Source organism: Brevibacillus sp. JB24b (assembly GCF_051713385.1).
Classification (GTDB): Bacteria; Bacillota; Bacilli; order Brevibacillales; family Brevibacillaceae; genus Brevibacillus_B; species Brevibacillus_B laterosporus.
The window spans coordinates 3,415,183-3,439,816 of sequence record NZ_JBNVQV010000001.1; the positions used below are offsets into that span (position 1 = coordinate 3,415,183).

The 24,634-nt window shown below is 39.5% G+C and carries 25 protein-coding genes and 1 riboswitch; of the genes, 10 read left to right on the plus strand and 15 right to left on the minus strand.

The window, feature by feature from the left end; genetic code table 11:
• Positions 1–227: 227 nt before the first annotated feature.
• The 3 genes from ACQV1I_RS15875 to ACQV1I_RS15885 all read right to left on the minus strand — a co-directional run bounded on the left by ACQV1I_RS15875 (position 228) and on the right by ACQV1I_RS15885 (position 3,923).
• Positions 228–500, minus strand: coding sequence for a hypothetical protein (locus ACQV1I_RS15875; RefSeq protein ID WP_018670463.1), 273 nt, complete (start codon positions 498–500; stop codon positions 228–230).
• 55 nt (positions 501–555) lie between these two features.
• Positions 556–1,872 (minus strand): DUF3238 domain-containing protein, encoded by a 1,317-nt coding sequence (locus ACQV1I_RS15880; RefSeq protein WP_161555086.1) that lies wholly within the window; start codon positions 1,870–1,872, stop codon positions 556–558.
• Between the two features lie 623 nt (positions 1,873–2,495).
• Positions 2,496–3,923, minus strand: coding sequence for a helix-turn-helix domain-containing protein (locus ACQV1I_RS15885; protein ID WP_116334120.1), 1,428 nt, complete (start codon positions 3,921–3,923; stop codon positions 2,496–2,498).
• Positions 3,924–4,169: 246 nt separating this feature from the next.
• Between ACQV1I_RS15885 and ACQV1I_RS15890 the strand changes: the two genes are divergently transcribed.
• The 6 genes from ACQV1I_RS15890 to ACQV1I_RS15915 all read left to right on the plus strand — a co-directional run bounded on the left by ACQV1I_RS15890 (position 4,170) and on the right by ACQV1I_RS15915 (position 9,160).
• Positions 4,170–4,472, plus strand: coding sequence for a hypothetical protein (locus ACQV1I_RS15890; RefSeq protein WP_236645790.1), 303 nt, complete (start codon positions 4,170–4,172; stop codon positions 4,470–4,472).
• Positions 4,473–4,687: 215 nt separating this feature from the next.
• The gene (locus ACQV1I_RS15895) at positions 4,688–5,377 is read left to right on the plus strand and encodes a peptidylprolyl isomerase (RefSeq protein WP_116334121.1); all 690 of its coding nucleotides are present in this window, start codon (positions 4,688–4,690) and stop codon (positions 5,375–5,377) included.
• Positions 5,378–6,005: 628 nt separating this feature from the next.
• Positions 6,006–6,770 (plus strand): cell wall hydrolase, encoded by a 765-nt coding sequence (locus ACQV1I_RS15900; RefSeq protein WP_116334122.1) that lies wholly within the window; start codon positions 6,006–6,008, stop codon positions 6,768–6,770.
• 350 nt (positions 6,771–7,120) lie between these two features.
• A complete protein-coding gene (locus tag ACQV1I_RS15905; protein WP_116334123.1) occupies positions 7,121–7,429 on the plus strand; it encodes a DUF1811 family protein in 309 nt (102 codons plus the stop codon).
• Positions 7,430–7,456: 27 nt separating this feature from the next.
• Positions 7,457–7,906, plus strand: coding sequence for a DUF441 domain-containing protein (locus ACQV1I_RS15910; RefSeq protein WP_018670454.1), 450 nt, complete (start codon positions 7,457–7,459; stop codon positions 7,904–7,906).
• A 132-nt stretch (positions 7,907–8,038) separates the two neighbouring features.
• Positions 8,039–9,160 (plus strand): DUF2515 family protein, encoded by a 1,122-nt coding sequence (locus ACQV1I_RS15915; RefSeq protein ID WP_116334124.1) that lies wholly within the window; start codon positions 8,039–8,041, stop codon positions 9,158–9,160.
• 134 nt (positions 9,161–9,294) lie between these two features.
• Here ACQV1I_RS15915 and ACQV1I_RS15920 read toward each other — a convergent pair whose 3' ends face one another.
• The 6 genes from ACQV1I_RS15920 to ACQV1I_RS15945 form a co-directional block, all read right to left on the minus strand.
• A complete protein-coding gene (locus tag ACQV1I_RS15920) occupies positions 9,295–9,459 on the minus strand; it encodes a hypothetical protein (protein ID WP_018670452.1) in 165 nt (54 codons plus the stop codon).
• Positions 9,460–9,464: 5 nt separating this feature from the next.
• The gene (locus tag ACQV1I_RS15925) at positions 9,465–10,316 is read right to left on the minus strand and encodes a DUF1444 family protein (RefSeq protein ID WP_094702327.1); all 852 of its coding nucleotides are present in this window, start codon (positions 10,314–10,316) and stop codon (positions 9,465–9,467) included.
• 64 nt (positions 10,317–10,380) lie between these two features.
• Positions 10,381–11,538 carry a DUF3900 domain-containing protein gene (locus tag ACQV1I_RS15930; protein ID WP_116334125.1) on the minus strand — a complete coding sequence of 386 codons (1,158 nt, stop codon included), beginning with the start codon at positions 11,536–11,538 and terminating at the stop codon, positions 10,381–10,383.
• Between the two features lie 293 nt (positions 11,539–11,831).
• On the minus strand, positions 11,832–11,987 hold the full coding sequence (locus tag ACQV1I_RS15935) for a hypothetical protein (protein WP_018670449.1): 156 nt from the start codon (positions 11,985–11,987) through the stop codon (positions 11,832–11,834).
• 99 nt (positions 11,988–12,086) lie between these two features.
• Entirely contained in the window at positions 12,087–13,316 is a 1,230-nt protein-coding gene (locus ACQV1I_RS15940; protein ID WP_116334126.1) for a DEAD/DEAH box helicase, read from the minus strand.
• Positions 13,317–13,480: 164 nt separating this feature from the next.
• The gene (locus ACQV1I_RS15945; protein WP_018670447.1) at positions 13,481–13,621 is read right to left on the minus strand and encodes a hypothetical protein; all 141 of its coding nucleotides are present in this window, start codon (positions 13,619–13,621) and stop codon (positions 13,481–13,483) included.
• A gap of 191 nt (positions 13,622–13,812) precedes the next feature.
• On the opposite strand from ACQV1I_RS15945, the gene ACQV1I_RS15950 reads away from it, so the two are divergent.
• Together ACQV1I_RS15950 and ACQV1I_RS15955 are read left to right on the plus strand one after the other, a co-directional pair.
• Entirely contained in the window at positions 13,813–14,886 is a 1,074-nt protein-coding gene (locus ACQV1I_RS15950; RefSeq protein ID WP_094702321.1) for a phosphodiester glycosidase family protein, read from the plus strand.
• Between the two features lie 93 nt (positions 14,887–14,979).
• Complete coding sequence (locus ACQV1I_RS15955) at positions 14,980–15,447, plus strand: low molecular weight protein-tyrosine-phosphatase (RefSeq protein ID WP_094702319.1); 468 nt, start codon at positions 14,980–14,982, stop codon at positions 15,445–15,447.
• A 120-nt stretch (positions 15,448–15,567) separates the two neighbouring features.
• Here the strand turns inward: ACQV1I_RS15955 and ACQV1I_RS15960 are convergent, their stop codons facing one another.
• Positions 15,568–16,434, minus strand: coding sequence for a HEPN domain-containing protein (locus ACQV1I_RS15960; RefSeq protein ID WP_104033603.1), 867 nt, complete (start codon positions 16,432–16,434; stop codon positions 15,568–15,570).
• Between the two features lie 64 nt (positions 16,435–16,498).
• Entirely contained in the window at positions 16,499–17,182 is a 684-nt protein-coding gene (locus ACQV1I_RS15965) for a hypothetical protein (protein WP_094702315.1), read from the minus strand.
• A 109-nt stretch (positions 17,183–17,291) separates the two neighbouring features.
• Between ACQV1I_RS15965 and ACQV1I_RS15970 the strand changes: the two genes are divergently transcribed.
• Entirely contained in the window at positions 17,292–17,441 is a 150-nt protein-coding gene (locus ACQV1I_RS15970) for a hypothetical protein (RefSeq protein WP_018670442.1), read from the plus strand.
• Positions 17,442–17,562: 121 nt separating this feature from the next.
• A riboswitch (TPP riboswitch) is annotated at positions 17,563–17,679 on the plus strand.
• Positions 17,680–17,801: 122 nt separating this feature from the next.
• Positions 17,802–19,580 carry a phosphomethylpyrimidine synthase ThiC gene (gene thiC, locus ACQV1I_RS15975; RefSeq protein WP_116334127.1) on the plus strand — a complete coding sequence of 593 codons (1,779 nt, stop codon included), beginning with the start codon at positions 17,802–17,804 and terminating at the stop codon, positions 19,578–19,580.
• A gap of 134 nt (positions 19,581–19,714) precedes the next feature.
• Here the strand turns inward: thiC and lpdA are convergent, their stop codons facing one another.
• The 4 genes from lpdA to pdhA all read right to left on the minus strand — a co-directional run bounded on the left by lpdA (position 19,715) and on the right by pdhA (position 24,594).
• Positions 19,715–21,127 carry a dihydrolipoyl dehydrogenase gene (lpdA, locus tag ACQV1I_RS15980; RefSeq protein WP_094702311.1) on the minus strand — a complete coding sequence of 471 codons (1,413 nt, stop codon included), beginning with the start codon at positions 21,125–21,127 and terminating at the stop codon, positions 19,715–19,717.
• A gap of 4 nt (positions 21,128–21,131) precedes the next feature.
• A complete protein-coding gene (locus ACQV1I_RS15985) occupies positions 21,132–22,457 on the minus strand; it encodes a dihydrolipoamide acetyltransferase family protein (RefSeq protein WP_116334128.1) in 1,326 nt (441 codons plus the stop codon).
• A gap of 70 nt (positions 22,458–22,527) precedes the next feature.
• Complete coding sequence (locus ACQV1I_RS15990; RefSeq protein WP_094702307.1) at positions 22,528–23,505, minus strand: alpha-ketoacid dehydrogenase subunit beta; 978 nt, start codon at positions 23,503–23,505, stop codon at positions 22,528–22,530.
• A gap of 3 nt (positions 23,506–23,508) precedes the next feature.
• Positions 23,509–24,594, minus strand: a complete 1,086-nt coding sequence (gene pdhA, locus ACQV1I_RS15995) for a pyruvate dehydrogenase (acetyl-transferring) E1 component subunit alpha (protein ID WP_003335907.1) — start codon at positions 24,592–24,594, stop codon at positions 23,509–23,511.
• Between the last annotated feature and the right edge of the window lie 40 nt (positions 24,595–24,634).

Genomic DNA, 24,634 nt, shown 5'->3' on the forward strand with positions numbered 1-24,634 from the left:
TTAATTTGTTTTTTAGTGGATGTATTTCTATATGTATTCCTTATAATATTAGAGAGTATAACAATTCGAAAGAAAAAATCTATGTTTTAGGGGCAATAACTTAATTGTACATGTTCTAACCGTTCTACATTAATTATCAGCGATGCTAATCCGCTCAAATGGCAAGTATAGTTCCTGTTAATGAGATTATAATTAACTCTTCCATCAAGTCTCTTTTTATCCATTCATTATAAACTACTCGTATAAATCAAGTATAGAATTAATCCTAAAATATTCAGTGAAACACCACCAATAAAGGATTTATTAAATGCCCCCTTTACATATTCATAAAAAGTAAACAAAAGAGAAATAAAGTAAACTATTATAAACAAATAAAGAAGTAATCCCCACTGTAACCAGTAGACATTGCTTATACCAAAGGATAAATCTGCTACTATCATTAGTATAAAGCCTATAATTGCTATTAAAGATAATACAAATGAAGGATTACACTTTTTCATATAACAGCTCTCCTTTTGGAAACCTTCCCCCCTAGGAGGGAAGGTTTCTAACATATTAATTGGATATATTAAATGTCCAATTTGGATACATTCCAAACAGATATTTGAATCCTTGATTTTCATGCTGAAACAATGTCTTATAAGGTCCACTGCCGTTCATTTTATAATAAAATTCATGATGAGGAGCCTTATCATGAGATCCATAAATCGTGAACTTCCCACCATTTTCACTATTCAGTGTAGCTGTATAGTTGTAATCAATTGATGGTGAAATTGCTGAATTATAGGGAATCGCAGCAGAATGATATACAATAAATTTTGCAGATGTTTCTGTTTTTTCTTGTTCAGACATATATATGCCAGAGCTACTTGCAACACGAGTATCTTTTAAAGATTTGTTTGAATCATAGAATTTTGAAGTTCCGATTGACTTACTAAGGTTTAATGATCTTGAAGGAAAAATGTATTGTGACTCAGTACGAGTACGATAAGCATAACTCGTTGGATTGAATCCTCGTCCATCTCCTCCAAAATATTTAATTTCTTTATCTGTGTATGGAAAGTAAGGATTGTCGGCAAACTGGTCTTTAATAAAAGTTTGATATAATAGAGAAAAGGAGTGGGCAGGGTCAACATCTTTGGTAGTAATAGTTTTATTGCTATTTAATGCATCAGTATTGGGGTTAAATATTTTTATTATTGAGGAATTGTAAAAAAATAGTTCTTGCTCTTCTTCGTGAGTTAGCTCCCGATTTAGTCTCTGTTTTGCCTCTTTTTTTATTTTCTCCTTTCGACTATCGTCAATTTCAATTTTCCCAATAAATTCATATGTCCCTCCTGTAAGCTTATTTAAATTTTTCTCACTGTATTCGCTCTCATCAAGTGTTTTTCCTTTCACATTGTCTTTATAGACTTCATATTGCTTAATATTCGGTATATCTTCCCAGTCGAATTTAATATAATTATTTTTATAGATGGTTGTAACTCGTAAAGAATCTAGCGCTTCCGAAGAATCTAGTCCTAATTTATTGGCTTTAGCTTTAGTGTATGTTTCTATCTTAGCTTTATCTAACACTTGGTTTTGTTCATCCAATGCAACAATAGTATATTCCATTGGAGTATCAGCCTCTAATTTTTCATGTGTATATACTTGGTCTTTACCAGCATATATTTTCTCTCCATGGGAGTAAATCTCGTAAGAATTGGCGCTACCATTCCAAACAAGTTTCACACTATCATTGAAACTTGAAACTTCCACAACATCTAAGTCAAGATGGGTATGACCCTCAGAATTACTTGCTTTTGATACATTTTGAGCTCCAAAGATTAAAGAAAAGGTAAGAGCTATTAAGAGTAATTTACTTTTAAACATCACCTCCATATCTTATTAATCATCCGTTAAATTTTTGGACATCCCTGTAATTAATATTTCATAAATAACACTCCAGATCATGCTTGCTTAGATATAGCTGAAAAACGGCTATTTATATACCCAGAAGGTTTCCTTACAACCTATTCTAGTCTCGACATTTACTTTATTTATCTTTGTCCAGTTGTTGACTCAGGTTGCAACACTGTCGGACTTAAAAATGAGCCTTCTTTCTATACGATATAGTTCCACTAATTTTGTCTGGAGGTCTTCAAAGGACTTCAATAAATCATTTTCTGTCAGAAAGTTAATGCTTTCTCCTCCCTCAATTGAATGGTATAATTTTTCCGAATAACATTTTTTGTTATTCATGACAGGGGCGTTCCGATGGTGTGCAAACTAACGGGAGCGCTCCTTTTAGTTGATAAATCATTTAATTTGAAGTAACACCTCCTTTTCTTCCTCCTGTGCAATATTTTACCAACCGTATTGTTTTTTCTGCAAAATAAAAAAATCGAAACGTTCAACAAAATTTGACAAATCATTACATAATCCGCACTTTGTTATAAATAAAAAGAACACCACTCTGTAAAAAGTGTGGCGTTCACTGGAAAAATTTCAAATGATTAATGTCCGGGGTCTTCGTTATAAACTTTAGAAGCTGAATACTTCTCTGGATAAGCTTCCGTAAATTTATCACAAGCAAGAAATGTAAGTGATAAGAAGGTTGAAAAGATAATAGTAGAAATTACAATTTTCTTCATCATTATTCCCTCTTTTTCTCCCATGGTAACTTCATTATACAATTCGTTTAACTTTCCTGCAATTTCAAATTTAGTATGTTTTTTGAAAAGGGCATGATAATAAAAAATCTCCTTGGAGCATTCAATAATATCCATATAGGAGCCTATCAAAGCATAATAGGATATGCTCTGAAGAAGTTGTTCTATACCCAAATCGAATTGCCCATTTTCAATAAGAAAATTTCCTGTAAATTTATAGTACATACCTATCTGGGCATATTGATGTGGTGTAACTGGATTATATGAAAAATGGTTTTCCTCAGACTGTATTATTTCTCTGATTAGTTCGATTTTTCCCGCTTTAGATAGAGCTTCTAACAGCCTGTTTAATCGATACAAGCGTCTAATGCCTTTAACCTCTTCTAAACATTCCTGCAACAAAGGAATGGCTTTTTCATAATCACCTCTTTGTGAAAGAATAATCGCTCGATAATAATTTATACATTCAATAATAAACCGGTATTCCTCTTTTTCACATTCATCTAAATGTAGATGAAGACTGGCATGGTCTTCGAATTCTACAAAAGAATTACACATTGCCAATGCTACACTTTCTTTAAGATCATTTTTTGTTTCATCTTCTTGTATCCCCATTTTACCTAACTCTACACATTTGTCGTACTTTTTAATATTATGTGCGTGAAGTGCCATTCTATAGTAGAGAGTGATTTTTTCTTCTTGGGAAAGAAAATCCACATAATGCAGAACCTCTTCCCCAACTTTGAACGATTCCTCTAAATGTTTAAGCTCTTCTCTCTCGATCATATACTTTTGATATAACCCTTTGGCTATGTATTGCGACTCCCCATGCGATCTAGCGTACTTAATAATGGTATTGTAAAGTGATATTCTCACTTCATTGTTTTTAAGAGAAGCTGTTAGATTATACAACTCTTCTAATAACGTGTACGTATCTTTCTTTGGGTTCTCAAGGAATTTTTTAGCTACTTTTGTGAGTAATGAAATATTTGCAATTTCAATAGCTTCTGCTAAAAACCCCTCTAAGACATCATCACGTAATTGCATATCAACATAAAGATCAATAATTTCTTCATAAGTAATTTCTAAAACATCTGCGATTGGTTTTAAAGTTCGTAGCTCTGGGCGCTTAGTCTCACCACTTTCTATTTTGGAAATAACCCCTTTACTAATCCCAGTCCCTCTTCCTAAATCTGATAGGCTCATTGCTAAAGATAACCTTTTTTCTTTTATCAGTTCCCCCAATGTTGTGAAAGTTAGACTGTCAACCATGTCAATCCCCTTCCATAATTTATAAATAATAACATTACATCCTTTATTAATCTTAACTTAACCCTAACTTTATTGTATTTTTTTGTAAATAACAATAAAAAATATTAGATTAAATAATTTTTTTATTATTTAAAACAAGAAAGGTGATCTTCAAATTTTAGACTCAAAACCTAATAAAACCATTCCTATTCGTTGGAAAGGGGGTTAGTCAATCTATGCTACTCTATGTTGAAAGGAACTGCTACTATGTCCAGTAATCAAGTTTTAGAAGTAAAAATTGAGAACCTACACAGAGAACTAAACTCTTTCAAAGTAGAGACAAAAGAAGATATTCGAGACATTAACTTGAGCATTAAACACAGCGAGAAGCTTTTTAATGATGCCATTGTGACCATGACTTATAACATTACCAAACTAACTTCTATTGCTGGCCAGCAACGTGAAGGAATACGTCAACAACGTGAGGAAATCAGATTAATTCGAGAATCCAAAGAAAAACAAAATGCTAAGATTAAAAATTTCTTCAAGGTACAACGAAGTAGCTTTTAATCCTATTCAGTATGATTCTGCTGGGAGCTTTGGCTTCTCTTGGAATTAGTACTCAAGTGGTTGATATCTTAAATAAATGATTAGGAAAGAAATCCATATGAGTGATTTTTAACCCCGAATCGAGTGACTTCCCCGCATGGGAGACGATCTGATCCTTTCATTTCACCTCTGCATAGATTGTCTGGTACAATAAAGAAAAAATAAGGAGGTTCATCATGAAACGTCTACCACTCGCACTATTATTGGGCTTCACTCTTGTCGTAACAGGGTGTGGGACAAAAACAGCTCCAGCTACTGATCAGCAACAAAATAACGCTACTTCTGGTCAAACCACCCCTACAGACAAAAAGGATGAAACTACTAAGCAGCCTAGTAAACAATATGATAAGGCTCCTGAGATGAAGATTGATCCAAACAAAAATTATGAAGCCGTTGTGGAAACGAACAAAGGCTCATTTACCATCCAATTGTTTGCCAAAGACGCTCCTAAAACCGTCAACAACTTTGTTTTCCTCGCAAACGATCATTTTTACGATGGTATACAATTTCACCGCATCATCCAAAGCTTCATGATTCAGACTGGTGATCCAAAGGGAGATGGCACAGGTGGCCCTGGTTACTCCTTTGAAGATGAATTAAAAAATGGTCACTCGTATGATAAAGGTGTTGTAGCAATGGCTAATGCGGGGCCAAATACCAATGGTAGCCAGTTCTTCATTGGTTCTGGAGATGATGTAAAGAATTTGGAGGCTCAACCAAACTATACGATATTTGGTAAAATAACAGCAGGTATGGATACGATCGATAAAATTGCTGTTACACCTGTCAAAGCAAATGCATTTGGTGAAAATAGTACACCAACCGAAACAATCACCATTCAAAAGATCACCGTTACAGAAAAATAAACGTATGAAAACCACAAGCTCTTGAAATGCCTCTTGGCATGACCCAAGGGCTTTTTTGTATATATGACTACCAAAATATACAGAGACCAGTCCATCTCTTCCATTTTATTTCATACGTTTCCCATGGGAATTAGAGGTATGATAGCCAATCTTCGGGTTCATTCTTGACAGAATGAACCATTTATTATCTTCTCGCCCTATCTATTTTCCTCTTTTTCCGATTATGTTCGACCTTGTATTCTACATCGTTAGCCCATACCTATACAAAATCTCCTTCAACCTCCATCACTTGTCCTATTGCGATTTATCGGCTCACACTACTAAAAACCTCCCTCTTTCTCTTTACGTGTTCCTGCTTCCTACAAACGAAAATTTCTTTCATTGATATATCCTTATGCTGTTTTTGAATGCGTCTTCCCTTACATCCGTTTCCAATATCCTACTATTGTCCTAGACTTTGCCCTATGACTAGAATAATTGAAGACAAAAGACTCAACGGCATAAATTGAGGACAAAAAATAAAAGGGCGTTTACCTCTACGTCCTTTTCTATTACATGAAAAAATTGCCAAATTTGACGTGTGGTGAACTAGGCTTGTTCCCATCCGAACTTTAAAGGAGGCATTCTCTTGCAATCAATAAGGACATTACCTTTGATACGTATGGCTTTACACATTAGCCTTTTAGCAGGCGTTAGTTCGATCGCCTTTTTCTTTACACCAGCTGGTGTAGCTGCTCCTGCTATTCAACCCGTGTCTGCAAGCAAAACAGATAAACAGCCTGCTACCTCTGCTTTTGCTCCCCAACAAAGTCCAGCGAATTTGGAATCTGTAGAAGAGCTACCAGAAGAAGGTAGTCGGAAAAATATTCAGAAAGCCCAAGATAAGCTGAAAATGGTGGGACTTTATGAGGGACAGATTGATGGTCGTTCAAGTGAACAATTAGGACAAGCTGTAGCCGCTTTTCAACGTTTGAAAGGTCTCCCGGCAACTGGGCTACTTAATGAAGAAACCTTTTCCCGGTTACAAAAAAGTACTTCTATTTCCGTGGAAATAGACATGCTGGAACGTCTAGTTTATGCGGAAAGTCGTGGTGAGCCTTATGAAGGAAAAGTTGCTGTAGCAGCGGTTGTTTTAAATCGCGTAAAATCTGAGCAGTTTCCCGATACTATCAAGGGCGTCATTTTTGCACGTAATGCATTTAGTGTTATCCAAAATGGACGGTTATCTACTGCGAAAAACAAAGAAACCAAATTAGCTGTACGTGATGCTTTATTTGGGGATGATCCTTCTCGTGGAGCGCTGTATTTTTACAATCCAGACATCTCTACCTCTCGTTGGATTTTTAGCCGGACAACTACCGTCGTGATTGATAACCACGTGTTTGCTGTATAGAAAATACGATCTGCATGTGGCTTCATACGATTTTATTTTTCTTTTATTTTACCTTTATTTTCAATTTATTTTTATTTGCTATAGTAAGCTCTAATCAGTCGTTTCAAATTTGAGTAGGATTCTGAAGACCATTCTTCAGAGTACTCATCACATATTCGATTATTCGGGTGAGAGCGAATCAATCGATTTGTGAGTATTCCTTCTCAAAACCCCCATATTCTCTGCACCCATTCCATGACGGATGAGTGCTTTTTTTTTACTATTTTGCTCACGTTTTTTCTTTTTTCTTGTTACAATAAAGTGTTAGTAAGATAAATTGAAGCAGGAGTCAAGCATAGAGGAGGCAGAACATGCGTTTATACAGCCAGTTTACCTTAGCCGAACTACAAGTAGAAATGGAAACACTCCGTGAACAAATTGATGAGAAAAAAAGACAAAATGATCAGGTAAGCGTTGGCATTCTTGAACAAAAATTTTTCATGGCAAAATCTTATTACGTGGGTACCCAAGAATTCCGTATCGGGAAATGCTATAAGGTACATGGACAACAAGAGCCCTTTATCATCGAGTATTTTAATGGTGTCTTTGCATGGGGAACCTTTCAACATCACAGAGAAGCAGAAGCTGTTGGTTTTCCAATCGGTATGCTAGAAGAATAAATGTAAGCAGAAAGTGAGACAATCATCATGGACATAACCAGTTTACTTCTATTGTTATTGCTAGGATTGGCGATTGTTGGTAGTAATAATGCCGTAGCGATTGCGGTTTCCTTTTTATTGTTTGTACGTTTATTACAATTAGAGCGTGTTTTTCCGTTTTTAGAACAAAACGGTTTGCATATTGGAATCATTATTTTAACGATTGGCGTCATGACCCCGCTTGCTAGTGGAAAAATTACACCGCAAATGATTTGGAGTACATTTACGCACTGGCAGTCGTTATTAGCTGTCGTGGTAGGAATTTTTGTTGCTTACTTAGGAGGCAGGGGTGCAGGCCTCATGACAGCGAATCCTGTTATTGTAACAGGTTTATTAGTGGGAACGATTATTGGAGTATCACTGTTTAAAGGGGTTCCGGTAGGCCCACTAATTGCTGCAGGTATCGTTTCAATGTTATTTCAGGTTTTACCAAAATAAGTAGAAAAATAAACAAGCTTCCGCCCATACAGGAGTGAAGCTTGTTTTTTACTATTAAATACGTTGCATGTTCTTTTTGTTAACGGGAGAGGCTAATATGTACCTGTAAAAGAAAGGATATTTCACACCACCATGTCTGCCTTAACAAAAACAGAAATCCTAACTAGCATTCGTCATCAGGTAAAAGAAGCTAATGTTACTAATATTACCCGTACGAATGCCTATCACTCCTTTTACAAAGCTTATCCTGAAATAGATTGGGCCCTGTTAGCTCATTTGGTCTCACGTAACGGTGGCTGGCAAATGACCGATTTATGCGGGGAATGGCTGCCAAAGATATTACCTCAACAAGAAATAGAGGATTTTTTTATCTTTTTGGAGCGATGTAACTGGCTCATATTCCAAGATGCCTATCCACAGCTATTACTATATGTAGCCATGCAGACACATACACAGGATTTTTCATCATGGCTACCTGAACTTGGTGTTTCTGAATTTATGATCCCGATCTGGTCTCGATTTTGGAATCGTGTTTCTCAAACCAAAAGAAAAGCATGGAAGCCTTTTGATACTGCTCTGCAAGATGAACGTAGACGCCTTACTTGGGCACTCATTATTAACGAGCAAAATTACATACACCAGCGAGTCATTACCCATCCCTATTTTGTTGCACATGTCCTAGAACGGTTAGACTTTACCTTACCCGAAATGTTTTCCTTACAACAAGTCCTCTTCCCTTATCAGATACCCTGTAGCAATACCTATGACAAAATGCTGGTGCTAGGTATAGCACATTTTGAGAAGCTATCCAGTCGTATTCAGATCGGCAAAACCTTATATCATCATCTATTTGCTGATCCTGAGCGGTTGAAAGCTATCTGTCGATTTTGTGAAGAGGTGAAGCATACAGGCTCAAGGTCTGATTATTGGCCCCATCGATTTACTTCTACTAAAGAAAAGGTAAGCGAATCTTCCTCTACCACTGCTTACTCCTCCCCATACTACAGTCCTTCTTTGGAACAAGTGTGGTCACCAGTGCGACATAAGAATGCTGGGGGGATGGACTGGTTTTGTGACGTGTCCTGGTATGACAAATTAGTAGCGGAAAGCCTGTTACCGGTGACAGGAGAGGCCGAATATGAATCAGCATTGGATATGATTAAACAAGGCACTCATTGGTTTGCTCCGTTTTTGAAAATAAAGCAGTGGCTACAATCTCATCACAAAAGCTCGTCATTTTTCAAAACAAAATAATTGGCATTTTGTTGCCAAGTTATAGTTATTAAAAAAAGGAAAGCAATCTGGTACTAGATTGCTTTCCCCGTGACTGAAGCTTTTACCTAAGATAAAATCGTAGCTTCTTGTATCCATGCAGTTACCACTTTGGCTTATTTAGGCTGGCTCAATCCCAATTTTTTCGTAATGCTGATAAATGTCTTATAAGTTGCATTCATTTCTTCCCCTGGCTTCAAGCTTTTTTTATAATCGCTATAATCAGCATATAAATCATCCATACATTCCTCTAGTAATTCTTTTTCAATTTTCGTTAGCATATTTCTTATCCTTTCTGATTAGGACTGACGACCAGATAGGTCTCTAGTTCCCCTTGTTGATAGATGAAAGGTAACGGACATATCGGTACGTCACCTTTACTTGCGAAATGGTGTGTTACTTGAGCTAATAGTTGTGCTCCTTTATCATTTGCTAGATCACCAATAATCATAACATCCTGATGGGGAATAGCGGTTCCTATTAACTTCCCTGTCTTTTTTCCCTCAAATTCATGTAGGATGCCAGGTAGTAAAATACGACTCGCAGCATATCCATCTTGGGAATTGAGAAAATAAAGAACATGCTCCCCTACCTGATCACTTTTGATGGTATAGGGAGATGCCTCAAGATTATCCATAGCAAGGTCATGTAGCTTTTCCTGCGTCCATCCCGCCTGCTGCAGCATTTTTTCATCTAGTAAAACGTATCCATCCTCTCGATCTAATGCGTAGGCAATCGTCGTTTCTGCTGTATGAGGATGAGTTACTAAGGTTTTAGCTCTAGGATGGTCGAAAAAAGATGAATGTCGCAACACTGGATACACACGTTGTTCATTTCCCGTTAGTTTACTCGTTTCCGTAGCTCCTTTTACTGCTGCCATTATATGCTGAATGTAGCGATATAAAAGTTCGCGGCGATTGTCAGGCTGGGCTTCCACTTGCTTGTATAAGGTTTGCAGAGAGATAGAACGCTCATGGATCTCACCTTCTAAAACAGCTTGTAGCTTAATCTGCTCTCCATCTAGTAGGCAACTCCAGCCTTCGGGTAATTCTTTCTCCAATAATTCTTTTACCCGCTTCTGAATGGATTTACGACCTTTCTGATCGTGTTTACTTTCTTGATCATGATTGTAGCTCATCTACTCACCTCTTTGTCTGAAAGGTACTATTGCTTTCTCATTACCTTTTAGGAAATGGTGACCTCTACCAGGGTGGTGTATCATCTGAAGGTGCTATTGCTGATGCTACTTCCATAGTAGAGGTTCTTTCAGCATTATTTTCTTGGTATCCAGGATGACTATTCGCTTCTTTAGCTCTTCTCTCGATGTCGTCTACTAGTTCATGAAGAGATTTAGGTTTTAAAAATTCGACCGGAGAAAAGCCTTTTTCAAATTGCAGCACATCTCCTTCTAAGAGAACAACATAACGACCATTCACCTTGGCAATATGCATTTGTGTCCCGTAATCGGACAGCATTGCTCTTACCTGCAAGTGATCCAATTTAAATTTCAGTTCAATTTCAGGTTGATGCTCGGTAATGATATGCATAGCTTCCATAACTGTCTCATGTTCCCATTTCTCAGCAAGCTCTCGTTTAGGACTAGTAGCTATTAGCTCAATTTCCTCTTCCTCCTGCTGACGCTGTGGTGAATCTTCTGGATAGGTGTATTCAATATGCTGCTTTGCCAGCGAGATAACTTCTTGGGAAACAATCTCAGTGATCGTTCTTGGATACTCAATAAACTTGAGAAATTCTTCAAAATAACGGGCATGTGAGAATTGGTGGATTTTCACATGATAAATATCTACCATACCTTCTTCTTCCATGAAAGGATACATGATTGATTTGATATTTTTGGCATTAATCGCCATTTCCACATTGGAGATCAGGCTGTTTTCATCCGTAATCACTGCTGTTTTTTGCTCAAAATCACATTTTAACAGAAATAAGAACTGATCGTCGAGCTTATCTAGCTTGGCTTTGACGATTAATAGTACACCACCACGTACTTGTGGTGTTTTGACATACGATTGTAGTAGGTCTAGCGAATGCGTCTTGATATCTTCCTTAGCTGTCGAATGCAACAAACGTTTAAACAGCCCATAATTGGGGTTTGAATCTAATGGGTGTCCAGGCTCTAAAATAAATTGTCCCAATTTAGTTGCGGCCGCATCATGTAAGGGGTTTTTTTCTACTTTTCGTTTAGCGATTTTTGTAAATTCCCCATCAAGGAACGTTTTTAGTTCGCTTTGTTCATATTCATCATGTGAGAGAATTTTAGACATGCGTACCTGCTTCGTTCCCTCGTCATCAATCTGCTCTAATACAAAAAAGGAAAGCCAGTCGATACTAAAGTTCATAAAAATGTTTCTCCTTCTCTCTATTTCCCACGTTCTAGCTATCAGAACTTGATTATAACAGATGATTTGCTTACATTGGAGATAAGGAGCAATTTTCATGAACAGGTTAGGCATCTAGGAGGAGAGAAAACATTGAGCAGTTTACCTTTTACTAGTATTATCTGGATCATTATTCTTGGGGTCAGTTTTTGCTTTTTATTTTATTTGCTATCAAAGCGTCCAAAATAACCTGCTATTACCTACTGTATCAACTAAAAGAGCGGCTTTTTCAGCCGCTCTTTTTAACGTGGAACCTATTCGACAATCTCCTGTTGCTTTGCTTTTTCCATCAGCTCTTTTAATTCTTGAGCTTCTCTTTGCAATGTTTGGCGCTCCTGACTGGATAAAACCTCGCCACCGATCGATCCATTTACCAATAGCTTCTCTTCATACAATCGATTTTTACGCACAAGCCCTTCCCACCTTCCGTTAACAAGGAATGTTTGTACCCTACTAATGTGTCACAGATAGAGGAGGCTTATGTACTGTATAAGAAAAACAACCGCTATTTAGGAACGATTTCTTGAAGGACCACGCTTACCTGCTGTACGATCTCCAGTTGAAGATTCACGCTGTTTCGCTTTCTGTCCTGAATAAGACTTACGTTCCCCAGTTGGATCAACCAATGCCCCATAGGACATCGCTTTTTCTTGGATAGGAATTTGTTTTTGTTTAGCGAATTTTTGGATGATAAATCGTTGGTTAGGTAACACAATCGAAAATACCAACCCAGCCTTCCCCATACGTCCTGTTCTTCCACTACGGTGAACATATGTATCCGCATCTGTAGCAGGATCGTAGTGAATAACCAGCTCAACGTCAGAAATATCAATACCACGAGCAGCAACATCTGTCACGATCAATACAGGTAGCTTGCCATCACGGAAATGCTGCAAAGCCCTAGCTCGATCCACCTTTGGCGTATCACGGTGTAGTAGCTCACAATCTAAATGATGATAAGTCAGCTTTTCTTTAATTTCGTCGACTCGTTCAATGGTGTTTAAGAAAACAAGTGTTTTTTTAGCATTAACCAAACGAATCAGACGACGAAGCGCATCTGCTTTTTTACGCCCCTCTTCTACTAAATAAAAATGTAGCACCTCATATTTACTATCAGGAGCCTCAGTTGCAATGACTACCGGTTCATGAGCCATGCCTTTTATCAAGGCTTGCGTTTGTCTAGATAAGGTTGCTGAGAAAAACAAGCGTTGCGTGTCACGCATTAGACGGCGCAATACATCCTGTACAGGATTAGCAAACCCACGATCGAGCATGCGATCCGCCTCATCTATTACTACACTTTTCACCGTATGCACTTTTAATTTACGCATTTCCAATAGTTCTTTGACACGACCAGGCGTTCCAATAACAATAGCTGGATGAGTTTTTAGCTTTTCCAATTGGCGCTTTGCATCGACTCCACCAATAAGCGCAGCGGCATGCATTCCTATAGAAGCTAAAAGTTGTGTAGCCTCACGATAAATTTGCATAACCAGCTCTTGAGTAGGTGCTAACACTAATACTTGTAATTCTTTTTTTGTTTCATCTAAATTTTGGACAAGGGGTAACAGATATGCCATTGTTTTTCCCGATCCCGTAGGGGATTCAGCTATGACATCTTTTCCCTCTAGAATAACAGGTAAGGTTTGTGCTTGAATAGGAGTTAGCTTTTCATAGCCACGTTCCCTTAGAAATGTTACAATGGGACCTCGTGTAATTTGCATAAAATCGTTAGACACTGAAGAAATCCTCCTACAACCAAATAGTTCGTACAGATTAGCTTACCATGTTCTTGACAAGAAGAAAACCCAAGGTATAAAAATCAATCTTTACTTCTCTATCGCCCTATGTATGTATGGAAAAGGCGATTTCTCATAAAGAGTCATCGCCTTTACGTATCAGGTTAGGAGTTAGAATCAACTCGTGTTTCATGTTTTTCCATTTTATCATGGCGATCTGTCTCACTATGCTGATTATGAGTACCCGGTGGATCTTTTCTGTACTCTTCTACTTGTTCCTGAAACTCTTTATCAAATTCGCGCATAAAACTCACCTCCACATATAGTTTACCCAGATTAAGATATAGCATGCTGGTAGAAATAATGCACGCTATCCTACATGTGTTGTTCATGTGAAGTAAAAAGTCGTAACCTTTTATTCACATGTGCGTCATATAAATGGAACTACCTACTTACACGTTAGAATATTATATTAAGCTAGATAGGAATGAGATACATGTCAGAGGCACCGCTAACCCGTTCTCGCAGTTCTAAAGATCAACAGCCTGTGCGAAGATCAAAAAAAAGAAAAGCGAAACGAAGAAAAAAACTATTTATAGCAAGTATTGTAACCTTCGTTGTACTAGTCGCTGGTTTTTACTTGACTCACGACTTGCGCTTGTGGCTTGCTGGAACGTTGCTAACAACTCAACACTCCAGTTGGGCTAAATATACATTGGTAGGAGAAGACGCCCTTAATTCTCTTCGCGCTGAGATTAATAATCCCGAAGCGATTAACTCCGTTTCACCTACAGAGGTAACTACCCCTTCTGCTAAAGAAGAAAAACAAGAAGAAAAACCTGTTCAAAAAGAGCTGACTGAAGTTATTCCTGTAGAGAAATACTTTAATCCTGCTCATTTCTTTAAAGGATACGTTATGAAGGTTTCTGATCCAAATCGGGTGCATTTAATTCAAACGATTGGTACGAAAACGAATCGTGGAAAACCACGTGGTGAATGGATTAGTGAGTTCTCAGAACGCACTAATGCAATCGGCGGAGTAAATGCAAGCGGTTTTTATGATCCCAACTTTATGGGATATGGAAGTCAAGCTGCTGGATTAGTCATTGTAGATGGCAAACTGCTCCAGGATTACAATCCATCTGGTGGCGACACCGTACTTGGAATTGATTACAACGGCAAATTAATCACAGGTCGTTATACCTCTAAAGAGCTGTTGAAAATGAATATCAGAGATGCTATGTCATTCCGACCTCAATTGATGGTAAATGGGAAGAACCTGTTTGCTGGAAAAGACCCTATTAGCTGGGGAATTGCTCCACGTACAGCTGTAGGACAGACTGCTGACGGCACTATTTTGTTCATTGTTATAGATGGTCGTCAGAAGCACTCCATCGGGGCTAGTATGAAAGATATGGCTGATCTGTTAGAAGAATACGGTGCCGTAAATGGAATGGCCATGGATGGCGGTACCTCTTCTATGATGGTTGATAAAGGTAATGTTCTCACAAAATCCGCAAATGGCGACCCACGCGGTCGTTGGTTACCAAACGCATGGATGGTATACTAATAGTAGGCATGAGAGTAGGTTAACAAATAACCTCGGCGAGCTTGATGGCCGGGGTTTTGTTTTGTACAGATGCAAGGTAAGGAGGATTTTCATATGGTTCATGTTTTATTTGTTTGCCTGGGTAACATTTGTCGGTCACCTATGGCAGAGGCAGTTTTTCGTCATCACGTACAACAAGCTGGGCTAGAGCAATTCATTGAGATTGATTCAGCAGCGATTGGCAGCTGGCATATTGGAAACCCTCCACATGAAGGGACACAACAGGTATTAACGAAGCATAACGTCCGTTTTGATACCATTTTTGCTAGACAAATTCGTTCCGTTGATTTTCAGCAATTTGACTATATTGTATGCATGGATAATTCAAATGTAGAAAAATTACGCACCTTTGCGCCAGATGCTAAAAATGTTACGAAACTGATGGATTATGCTCCAGCCTATAAAGAAACAGAAGTAGAAGACCCGTATTTTACGGGCAGATTTGATTATGTGTACGAGTTAGTCGAAGCTGGTTCAATTGGTTTAATCAAGCATATTCGTGACAAACACCATCTTTCTTAACATAGCATGTATGTGTCTTTATTCATTCGTTTATTTGCAAAAAAGCAGCCACTCATAGTAAAGAGTAGCTGCTTTTTTATTTAGGAAGGGTTCTACTTTTCCATTTTCTTCATGAAAATTCTAGGATAAAACAATTTGCTCAAAATAAGCAGGGGAATACTCTTCCTTGTAAGTTCTACCCGTAAGCACTAAATTATCTAGTTGTTCCCTCAGCTTTTGAAGTTTTGTTTGTTCTAAAGCTAAATTAATGAGGGTAGCTCTGGCAATCTGACGTAATATGTGTATTTCTTCTTTAATGGAATTGCCTAAATCCTTCCCACTGTGAACCACTTCAGAACGATGATTGTAAGAGTTTTTAATAAAATTGGCAATCCTAATCCGTTCTTCTGGTGTTTGCCCCAAGTAATAAGCAATTCGTGTTCGCACCTTGTACGTAATTTCTCCCTTTTTTCCATCTGGTACAAACAAAGATTCCAAAGCAATCCATAAATCTAATAACTCATCCTCCAACGATTTCTTTTCCAGTGCTAATAAATATCTGCGATAGGGTACAGTTGGAAATGAGATATCTGCATTCATTAGACGCTTGAATAATCCTTCTATTTGATTGGTATAGATAAACTTAGGTCCATCTAATGAACGTTTTAAATAATTGATCCCATACCGATTTTCTTCCATTGTTAATAGATACGGTATAGAACAAACCCCTTCGCCATTTGCCATGTTTAAGCGATTCTCTATTTCAGCTATGAAGGGACGATCCTCTTTTACTTTTAAGGTAGGATACTCCGCATAGAGAAACAGCGAGTTTGGTTTTACTTTTTCTTCAAAATGAAGCCTATTCTCGTTCATCTGTGGACGCAAGCGCTCATGACAAATTTTATACAAGGGCTCAAAGCCTGATACCAGAAAGAAATCCTCACTAAGCTGTATACGAAGTGGCTTATCTGTTACGGTATTAAATACTGGTGCAATCAAGGTTGGCATGATGTTCCCTCCATTCGCCACGGCTTTTATAGGTTATGTCTCTTATAAAGGCTTCCGGCAGATTTTACTTAGAAGCTGAGCCTTTTTCCTGACTCAAACGCTTTATAATATTTTCATTCTCAATCATATCCTCTGGCTTGTCCGCATACAACAATCCATAATGAGTTAACATAGTGGAGATTTGATTATTGTCCGTTAGAATGACATGCAGAACAGCTTTATTGTTGAAATCATAATACTCCAGAACTCTTCCTAGGTCACGTGTTGGTGCTCCATAAACCTTTTTGACATCTTCTAGGGACAGTTGCTTTTCAGTCTCAAGTTTTTTCATCAAATCTCCGCGTTTTAACATTACTTGAGCAGCTACTAATGTAGGGTCAGCCGTTTTAGTAAAATATAAGGGATAGGCCTTGTTCCATTTTGCGCCTGTTACCGGATTGATCTTGATAAAAGCTATTTCTTGTTCCACTTCTGGATTTGGTCCATTCTCCGCTTTTAAATTGGTGCGAAAATTACTTTTAATAGTCTTTTTTTCTACAGCAGATCCATATGTTTTTTCCATCTGAGCTAGTGTCGTTTTCCCAATAACAGCTTGCTCTGTAAGCTTAAGCTCAGCTGTAAGATCTATCTGATTTACCTTTATATCTTGGGCTTGTTCTGTAGGTGCAGTATCCGATTGATTTCCACTACATCCTGTCACAAGTAGTAAGCTAGCAATCACTGCCAAAAGCATTGTTCTTTTTTTCATGAAAATCTGTCCTCTCCAGTTTAACTATAATTCACAGCTTTACATACACTTCCCTGTGCATGTGATACGAATTTCCCTCCCATACTAATCACGAAGGAGTTGATAAGGGATGGCGAAAGACGATTTCTTAGTAGAAAATCCGCATCAAACTTATAATAACCAATTTCGTGGCTTAGAACAAACGGGGGAACCACAACCTGGAACGAAAAAAGTAAAGCAACAGAATCATACCCATCAAATCAAAACACGCGAAGGATAGTTTTCTGTTAGCAAAACCGCCTTCCATTGGTTGGATTGGCGGTTTTGCTACTTTTTCCCCCTTCCCTTGTTGAATTCCTATTGACCCACTTTTTTCCATGTGATAAGGTATAGGGGCAACTACATATGGATACGGGAGCTTGGATTAAGCCAGGCTGAGAGGGTGGAGAACTCTGCTACCGACCGTGAAACCTGATCTGGATAATGCCAGCGTAGGAAACGATCCCATACGAATTACTTCGTTTATTTCAGCATGTTATTTTGTATGGATAAGAGCCGTCAGCCTTTGCTGTACGGCTCTTTTTTGTTTGTCGCTCCTACCGTCCTAGCTAGTTGCCAAACCATGTTGGGAGGTATACCGATGTCTTTTATTTCAACACCATCTTTTTTCCCTGCAAGCCGCAAAATGTATGTGATGGGCTCAAGGTCTGATCTACTAGTTCCGTTTCGTGAAATTTCACTCTCTCCTACCGTTGATCAACAAGGACGGGTCACTCCGAATGCTCCCTTACAAGTGTATGACACGAGCGGACCCTACACAGATGAAACACTGTATGAAGCCCTTGATCTCACCAAGGGTCTTCCCACGCTCCGCTCTGCTTGGATTTCAGAGCGTAAGGATACAGAGCCGTATAAAGACCAAAAAAATCCTGCCCCTACAAAAACAAAGGCTTCTAATCCTCTTCCTACTCATGCATTTGAAAATCGAGAACCCTTGCGAGCACGCCTGGAGCGACGCGTCACACAGCTTCATTACGCACGCAAAGGGATCATTACACCTGAAATGGAATTTGCAGCAATACGTGAGGGAATGGACCCTGAGATTGTACGACAAGAAATTGCCAGTGGACGTGCAATCCTACCAGCTAATATAAATCACCCTGAGCTAGAGCCTATGCTTATTGGAAAGCATTTTTTGGTAAAAATAAATGCTAACATTGGAAATTCTGCTGTTCTCTCCTCCATAGAAGACGAAGTTGAAAAAATGGTCTGGGCTATCCGCTGGGGCGCAGATACCATTATGGATCTTTCGACAGGTAAAAATATCCACACTACCCGGGAATGGATTCTACGTAATGCCCCTGTTCCAGTCGGTACTGTACCATTATATCAGGCTTTGGAAAAAGCCGGAGGACAACCCGAGAATTTATCTTGGGAATTGTATCGGGATACGTTAATCGAACAAGCAGAACAGGGTGTTGACTACTTCACGGTACATGCTGGACTCTTGCTTCGTTACATCCCTCTTACCATGGATCGAGTAACAGGTATCGTATCGCGCGGAGGTTCTATCATGGCCTCGTGGTGTCTTACCTATCATCAGGAAAATTTCTTGTATACACATTTCCGTGAGATTTGTGAGATTGCAAGTGCTTACGATATCTCACTCTCTTTAGGTGATGGTCTACGACCGGGCTCCATTGCGGATGCCAATGATGCTGCCCAAATGGCGGAATTAGAAACCTTAGGTGAACTAACTAGAATAGCTTGGGAATACGACGTTCAGGTCATGATTGAAGGGCCAGGACATGTTCCGATGCACAAGATTAAAGAAAACGTAGATATTCAACAGGATATTTGTCAGGAGGCTCCTTTCTATACCTTGGGGCCACTTACTACCGATATTGCACCTGGGTACGATCACATCACATCTGCCATTGGCGCAGCCATGATTGGCTGGTTTGGTACTGCGATGCTATGCTATGTAACACCAAAAGAACATTTGGGACTGCCTAATAAGCATGATGTAAAAGAAGGGGTTATCGCCTATAAAATCGCAGCACATGCAGCTGATCTAGCGAAAGGTCATCCACTTGCTCAAGCATGGGATGATGCGATGTCAAAAGCCCGCTTTGAATTTCGTTGGCACGATCAATTTCATTTATCATTAGATCCCGATCGAGCACGCGACTATCATGATGAAGCTCTTCCCGCAGAACCAGCTAAAACAGCACATTTTTGCTCGATGTGTGGTCCAAAATTTTGCAGTATGAAAATTAGTCATGAAATAAAGGAAATGGTTGATAATAAAAATTTGACGGATAAAAATATACCAAATCTTGAAGAATCTCTGATTAAAACAGGGCTCTCTCAGAAGGCAGAGGAATTTAAACGCTTTGGCTCCAAAATTTATACCTGATCTCTCTAATCACTGTAATACGTAGCATGCAGTAAGCTACCTAGGCCTTACTCGCTTGCTAGAATAACCACCTTCTTATAGGTGTACAGAAAAAAGGTTGCTGGATAACCCAGCAACCTTTTATATAGAGATATTTATTTTACTACCACGTGAATCGGACGACCAAGCGCCAATTCTGCAGCTTCCAATGTTACTTCGCCCAAAGTTGGGTGAGCATGGATAGTTAGTTCGATATCTTCTAATGTAGCACCCATCTCAATAGCCAAAGCTACTTCAGATACGATGTTAGAAGCATCTTCCCCAACAAATTGAGCACCTAGAACTACTCCTGTTTCTTTGTCAGCAATGATTTTTGCAAATCCTTCGCCAGCATTAACAGATAGAGCGCGTCCGTTAGCAGCATAAGGGAAACGACCCACAACTACATCTAGACCTTGTTCTTTTGCTTCTTTTTCAGAGATACCCACGCTGGACATTTCTGGATCGGAGAATACAACAGAAGGAATGCACTTGTAATCCACTTCAGCCGCATGTCCTGCAATTGCTTCAGCTGCCACTTTACCTTCATAAGAAGCTTTGTGAGCTAGCGCAAGACCTGGAACAATGTCACCAATCGCATAGATGCTTGGCACACTTGTACGACCTTGTTTATCAACTTCGATCAATCCTCGTTCGTTCATTTTCACGCCGATCGCTTCAAGACCGATATCATTTGTGTTAGGCTTACGACCAACAGTAACTAGTACGTAATCAGCTTCAAAGGACATTTCTTCTCCTTTTACTTCTGCTTTTACGACTACACCGTTTTCTGATTCTTCCACGCCTTTTGCAAGAGCTTTGGTATGAATTTTCACGTTGTGTTTTTTCAAACGACGCTCAACTAGACGAGTCATGTCTTGTTCAAATCCAGGTAGAATATGATCAGCACCCTCAAGGATTGTAAGTTCTGTACCAAATTTAGCAAGAACCGTACCTAGCTCGACACCGATGTATCCACCACCGATAACTACCATGCGTTTTGGAATTTCGCTAAGACTTAATACCTCAGTAGAGGACAATACTCGCTTGCTCCATTTAAACGCTGGAAGTTCGAACGGACGAGAACCAGTTGCGATAATCGCATTGTTGAACTTAAATTTATGAGATTCATTTTCGTTATAAACGCTAACTTCATTCTCTGACAAGAAGAACGCTTCTCCAGAAACTAGACGTACTTTGTTTCCTTTGAACAAAGAAGCAACCCCGCCAGTTAATTGTTTCACGATGCCGCTTTTCCATTCTTGTACTTTAGCATAGTCAACTTTTACATTCTCCATGGTAATACCCATGCTAGCACCATGCTGTGCATTTTCATAAACGTGAGAAGCGTGGATAAGAGCTTTTGATGGGATACAACCCACGTTTAAGCATACGCCACCTACGTTACCACGTTCTACTACAACTACGCTTTTCCCCATTTGAGCTGCGCGGATTGCTGCGACATAACCACCAGGACCTGCCCCGATGACTACTACGTCAATTTCTTCTACGAATTCTCCTACTACCATGATGTTATCCCTCCATAACCAATAGTGTTGGGTTCTCCAGAAGCTTTTTGATATAGTTCATGAAACGTTGCGCTGGATCTCCATCGATTAGACGGTGGTCAAAGCTTAGAGACAACGCTAAGACTGGTGCAACAACAATCTCACCGTTTTTCACTACTGGTTTCTCTTCAATGCGACCTACACCTAAAATAGCAACTTCAGGATGGTTGATCACTGGAGTGAAGAACATTCCACCAGCAGAACCGATGTTTGTGATGCTGAAAGTAGAACCTTTCATTTCATCGGCAGTTGCTTTACGGTCACGAGCTTTACCAGCTAATTCGTTAATCTCAGCAGAGATTTCGAAGATGGATTTATGATCTGCGCCTTTAACTACAGGTACGAGCAAGCCGTCCTCTGTAGATGTTGCAATACCAATGTTGTAGTACTTCTTGAAGATGATTTCTTGTGTTTCATCATCCATAGAAGTGTTAAGGATTGGGAATTTTTTCAGACCAGCCACTACTGCTTTAACAATAAATGGAAGGTAAGTCAATTTAATTCCTTGTTCCATAGCTAGTGGTTTACCTTCTTTACGTAGGTTAACCAAACCAGTAACGTCTACTTCGTCAAACAAAGTAACGTGTGGAGCTGTATATTTAGATTTAACCATTGCTTTAGAAATAGCTTTACGGATACCTTTCAAAGGTACACGCTCTTCTAATTCGAAAGCTTGTGGAGCATAGTGTTGTGTAGGTGTAGCCGTTGCTGCTTGGGAAGCAGTTGGTGCTGCTACCTGTGGTGCTGCTGTTCCTTGAGCAGGTGCAGGTGCCCCACCAGCAAGATATGCATCTACATCAGCTTTGGTAATTCGGCCTACTTTACCACCTGTACCTGGTACAAACGCCAAGTCAATATCCTTTTCACGAGCGTATTTACGCACGGAAGGAGTAGCAAGTACATGCTTGCGATCGATTGGTGCCCCACCTTGAGCAACCGGTGCGGCTGGTGTTGCCGCCGCCGGTGCTTCAGTAGCTTTAGGAGCTTCTTGAGCTGGCGCTGCATGACTTTCGCCACCATGACCATGATCTTGACCTTCAGGCAATGCACCTTCTACTTCAATGACACAAAGAGTGTCACCTAGCATAGAAACAGTACCTTCGCTAACTGTAATCTCAACTACTTTACCTGCAACAGGAGATGGTAGTTCTACCATAGATTTATCGTTTTGTACTTCTAGGATAACTTGATCCTCTTCAATTGTATCTCCTACAGCAATATGCCATTTTGCAATTTCGCCTTCGTGGATACCTTCACCGGTTTCTGGCAGTTTAAATTCAAATCGTGCCACTATAATTCCCTCCTATCGATTTCGAGAAAGAAGGCGGAAAGCTTACTTTCCGCCATTGATTATACGAATCTTAGAACTCCAATACACGGTTCACGCCGTCAATAACACCTTTTACATCAGGTAGCCAAGCATCTTCTGCTTGTGCAAACGGGAACACGGAATCTGGAGGTGCGATACGAAGAACAGGCGCTTCTAGATGTAAGATAGCTTTTTCGTTGATTTGCGCGATGATTTCAGCAGCGACACCGGCAGTGCGTTGTGCTTCTTGCACAACGATTGCACGATTTGTTTTTTGTACGGAAGCAAGGATTGTTTCCATATCTAATGGAGAAAGGGTGCGCAAATCGATAACTTCAACGCTTTTACCTTGTTTTTCTAATTCTTCCGCAGCTTTCATGCTTGTTTGAACCATTGCACCGTAAGTGATGATCGTTACATCTGTACCCTCACGAACGATGTTTGCTTTACCCAATGGAATTGTATATTCGCCTTCTGGTACTTCTTGACGGAAGGAACGATATAGTTTCATATGCTCAAGGAAGATTACCGGATCGTTATCGCGAATCGCGGAGATCAATAGACCTTTTGCATCGTAAGGATTAGATGGGATTACTACTTTCACACCTGGTGTTTGAAGGAAGATACCTTCTAGTGAGTCAGAATGCAACTCAGGGGTTTTTACGCCGCCACCAAATGGAGAGCGGAATACGATTGGGCTAGTGAATTTTCCACCAGAACGGTAACGCATACGAGCAGCTTGAGTTACGATCGCATCAATTGTTTCAAAAACGAAACCAAAGAATTGAATCTCAACAACTGGACGGAATCCGTTGACACCAAGACCTACTGCCAATCCACCAAATCCAGATTCAGCTAGAGGTGTATCAAATACGCGATCTTCGCCAAACTCTTTTTGCAGATTTTCTGTTGCACGGAATACACCGCCATTATTACCCACGTCTTCCCCAAATACAAGAACTTGAGGGTCGCGTGCCAATTCAATACGCATCGCATCTGTAATGGCTTGAATCATTGTCAAATTTGCCATGGCTTACTTCGACTCCTTTGCCAGATATTCTGCTTTTTGTTCTTCTAGGTGTGGAGGCAAAGTCTCGAACATCACATCAATAAGCTCAGAAACTTTCATTTTTGCTGTTTCGTCAGCTTTCTTGATTTGCTCAGCAACATGGGCTTTTGCCTCTTCGATTACTGCCTCTTCATCCTGCTCGCTCCATAGTCCTTTTGCTTCTAGGAACTTACGGAAACGAATTAATGGATCTTTTTGTTCCCATTCGGATTGCTCTTCCCCAGTACGGTAACGAGTTGGATCATCACCAGACATGGAGTGAGGACCGAAACGGTATGTAAGAGCTTCGATCAATGTAGCTCCTCCACCGTTAATACCGCGCTCTCTTGCAACTTGTGTTGCTTTTACAACTGCAAGAACGTCCATACCATCAATACGAGCACTAGAAATACCAGCTGCTACAGATTTGACAGCGATGTTTTCGGATTTTGTTTGCTTAGCAAACGGCAAGGAGATTGCATAACCATTGTTTTGGTTAAAGAAGATAACTGGCAGGTTGTATACACCAGCATAGTTCATTGCTTCATAGAAATCACCTTGAGAAGTAGCGCCGTCACCGAAGTAGTTGATTGCTACTTTCTTTTCTCCACGAAGCTTAAAGCCCATTGCTACACCAGTAGCTTGTGTACATTGTGCTGCAATGATAATTTGTGGCATCAATACGTTTACGCCCTCAGGGTAACGTCCACCTTCGATATGACCACGGGACCACAAGAATACTTGGTACATAGGAACACCATGCCATACCATTTGTGGAAGGTCACGGTAGCTTGGTAGGATAAAGTCTTCTTTGCTCAAAGCAAATTCAGAACCAACCATGGTAGCTTCTTGTCCAGACACTGGAGCTACGAAGCCAAGACGACCTTGACGTTGCAAACTGATTGCACGTTGATCCCAAACGCGAGTGAAAACCATGCGACGCATAATCTCACGAAGCTCTTCATCAGAAAGCTTAGGCATCATTTCAGGATTAACAACAGTTCCATCCGGAGCCAGAATTTGCAACGGCTCATTGTGACCGATATGTTCTACAGCAGTAGATACAGTCATTTAGCTCACCTCATTAACGGAGTTTTGTTTGGAGTAAAAT

What these genes read in the sequence shown, in the direction of transcription:
- ACQV1I_RS15875 (WP_018670463.1), bottom strand. Translation starts at nt 500, where the DNA reads ATGAAAAAGTGTAATCCTTCATTTGTATTATCTTTAATAGCAATTATA.
- ACQV1I_RS15880 (WP_161555086.1), bottom strand. Translation starts at nt 1,872, where the DNA reads ATGTTTAAAAGTAAATTACTCTTAATAGCTCTTACCTTTTCTTTAATC.
- ACQV1I_RS15885 (WP_116334120.1), bottom strand. Translation starts at nt 3,923, where the DNA reads ATGGTTGACAGTCTAACTTTCACAACATTGGGGGAACTGATAAAAGAA.
- ACQV1I_RS15890 (WP_236645790.1), top strand. Translation starts at nt 4,170, where the DNA reads ATGTCCAGTAATCAAGTTTTAGAAGTAAAAATTGAGAACCTACACAGA.
- ACQV1I_RS15895 (WP_116334121.1), top strand. Translation starts at nt 4,688, where the DNA reads ATGAAACGTCTACCACTCGCACTATTATTGGGCTTCACTCTTGTCGTA.
- ACQV1I_RS15905 (WP_116334123.1), top strand. Translation starts at nt 7,121, where the DNA reads ATGCGTTTATACAGCCAGTTTACCTTAGCCGAACTACAAGTAGAAATG.
- ACQV1I_RS15910 (WP_018670454.1), top strand. Translation starts at nt 7,457, where the DNA reads ATGGACATAACCAGTTTACTTCTATTGTTATTGCTAGGATTGGCGATT.
- ACQV1I_RS15915 (WP_116334124.1), top strand. Translation starts at nt 8,039, where the DNA reads ATGTCTGCCTTAACAAAAACAGAAATCCTAACTAGCATTCGTCATCAG.
- ACQV1I_RS15920 (WP_018670452.1), bottom strand. Translation starts at nt 9,459, where the DNA reads ATGCTAACGAAAATTGAAAAAGAATTACTAGAGGAATGTATGGATGAT.
- ACQV1I_RS15925 (WP_094702327.1), bottom strand. Translation starts at nt 10,316, where the DNA reads ATGAGCTACAATCATGATCAAGAAAGTAAACACGATCAGAAAGGTCGT.
- ACQV1I_RS15930 (WP_116334125.1), bottom strand. Translation starts at nt 11,538, where the DNA reads ATGAACTTTAGTATCGACTGGCTTTCCTTTTTTGTATTAGAGCAGATT.
- ACQV1I_RS15945 (WP_018670447.1), bottom strand. Translation starts at nt 13,621, where the DNA reads ATGCGCGAATTTGATAAAGAGTTTCAGGAACAAGTAGAAGAGTACAGA.
- ACQV1I_RS15950 (WP_094702321.1), top strand. Translation starts at nt 13,813, where the DNA reads ATGTCAGAGGCACCGCTAACCCGTTCTCGCAGTTCTAAAGATCAACAG.
- ACQV1I_RS15955 (WP_094702319.1), top strand. Translation starts at nt 14,980, where the DNA reads ATGGTTCATGTTTTATTTGTTTGCCTGGGTAACATTTGTCGGTCACCT.
- ACQV1I_RS15960 (WP_104033603.1), bottom strand. Translation starts at nt 16,434, where the DNA reads ATGCCAACCTTGATTGCACCAGTATTTAATACCGTAACAGATAAGCCA.
- ACQV1I_RS15965 (WP_094702315.1), bottom strand. Translation starts at nt 17,182, where the DNA reads ATGAAAAAAAGAACAATGCTTTTGGCAGTGATTGCTAGCTTACTACTT.
- ACQV1I_RS15970 (WP_018670442.1), top strand. Translation starts at nt 17,292, where the DNA reads ATGGCGAAAGACGATTTCTTAGTAGAAAATCCGCATCAAACTTATAAT.
- thiC (WP_116334127.1), top strand. Translation starts at nt 17,802, where the DNA reads ATGTCTTTTATTTCAACACCATCTTTTTTCCCTGCAAGCCGCAAAATG.
- lpdA (WP_094702311.1), bottom strand. Translation starts at nt 21,127, where the DNA reads ATGGTAGTAGGAGAATTCGTAGAAGAAATTGACGTAGTAGTCATCGGG.
- ACQV1I_RS15990 (WP_094702307.1), bottom strand. Translation starts at nt 23,505, where the DNA reads ATGGCAAATTTGACAATGATTCAAGCCATTACAGATGCGATGCGTATT.
- pdhA (WP_003335907.1), bottom strand. Translation starts at nt 24,594, where the DNA reads ATGACTGTATCTACTGCTGTAGAACATATCGGTCACAATGAGCCGTTG.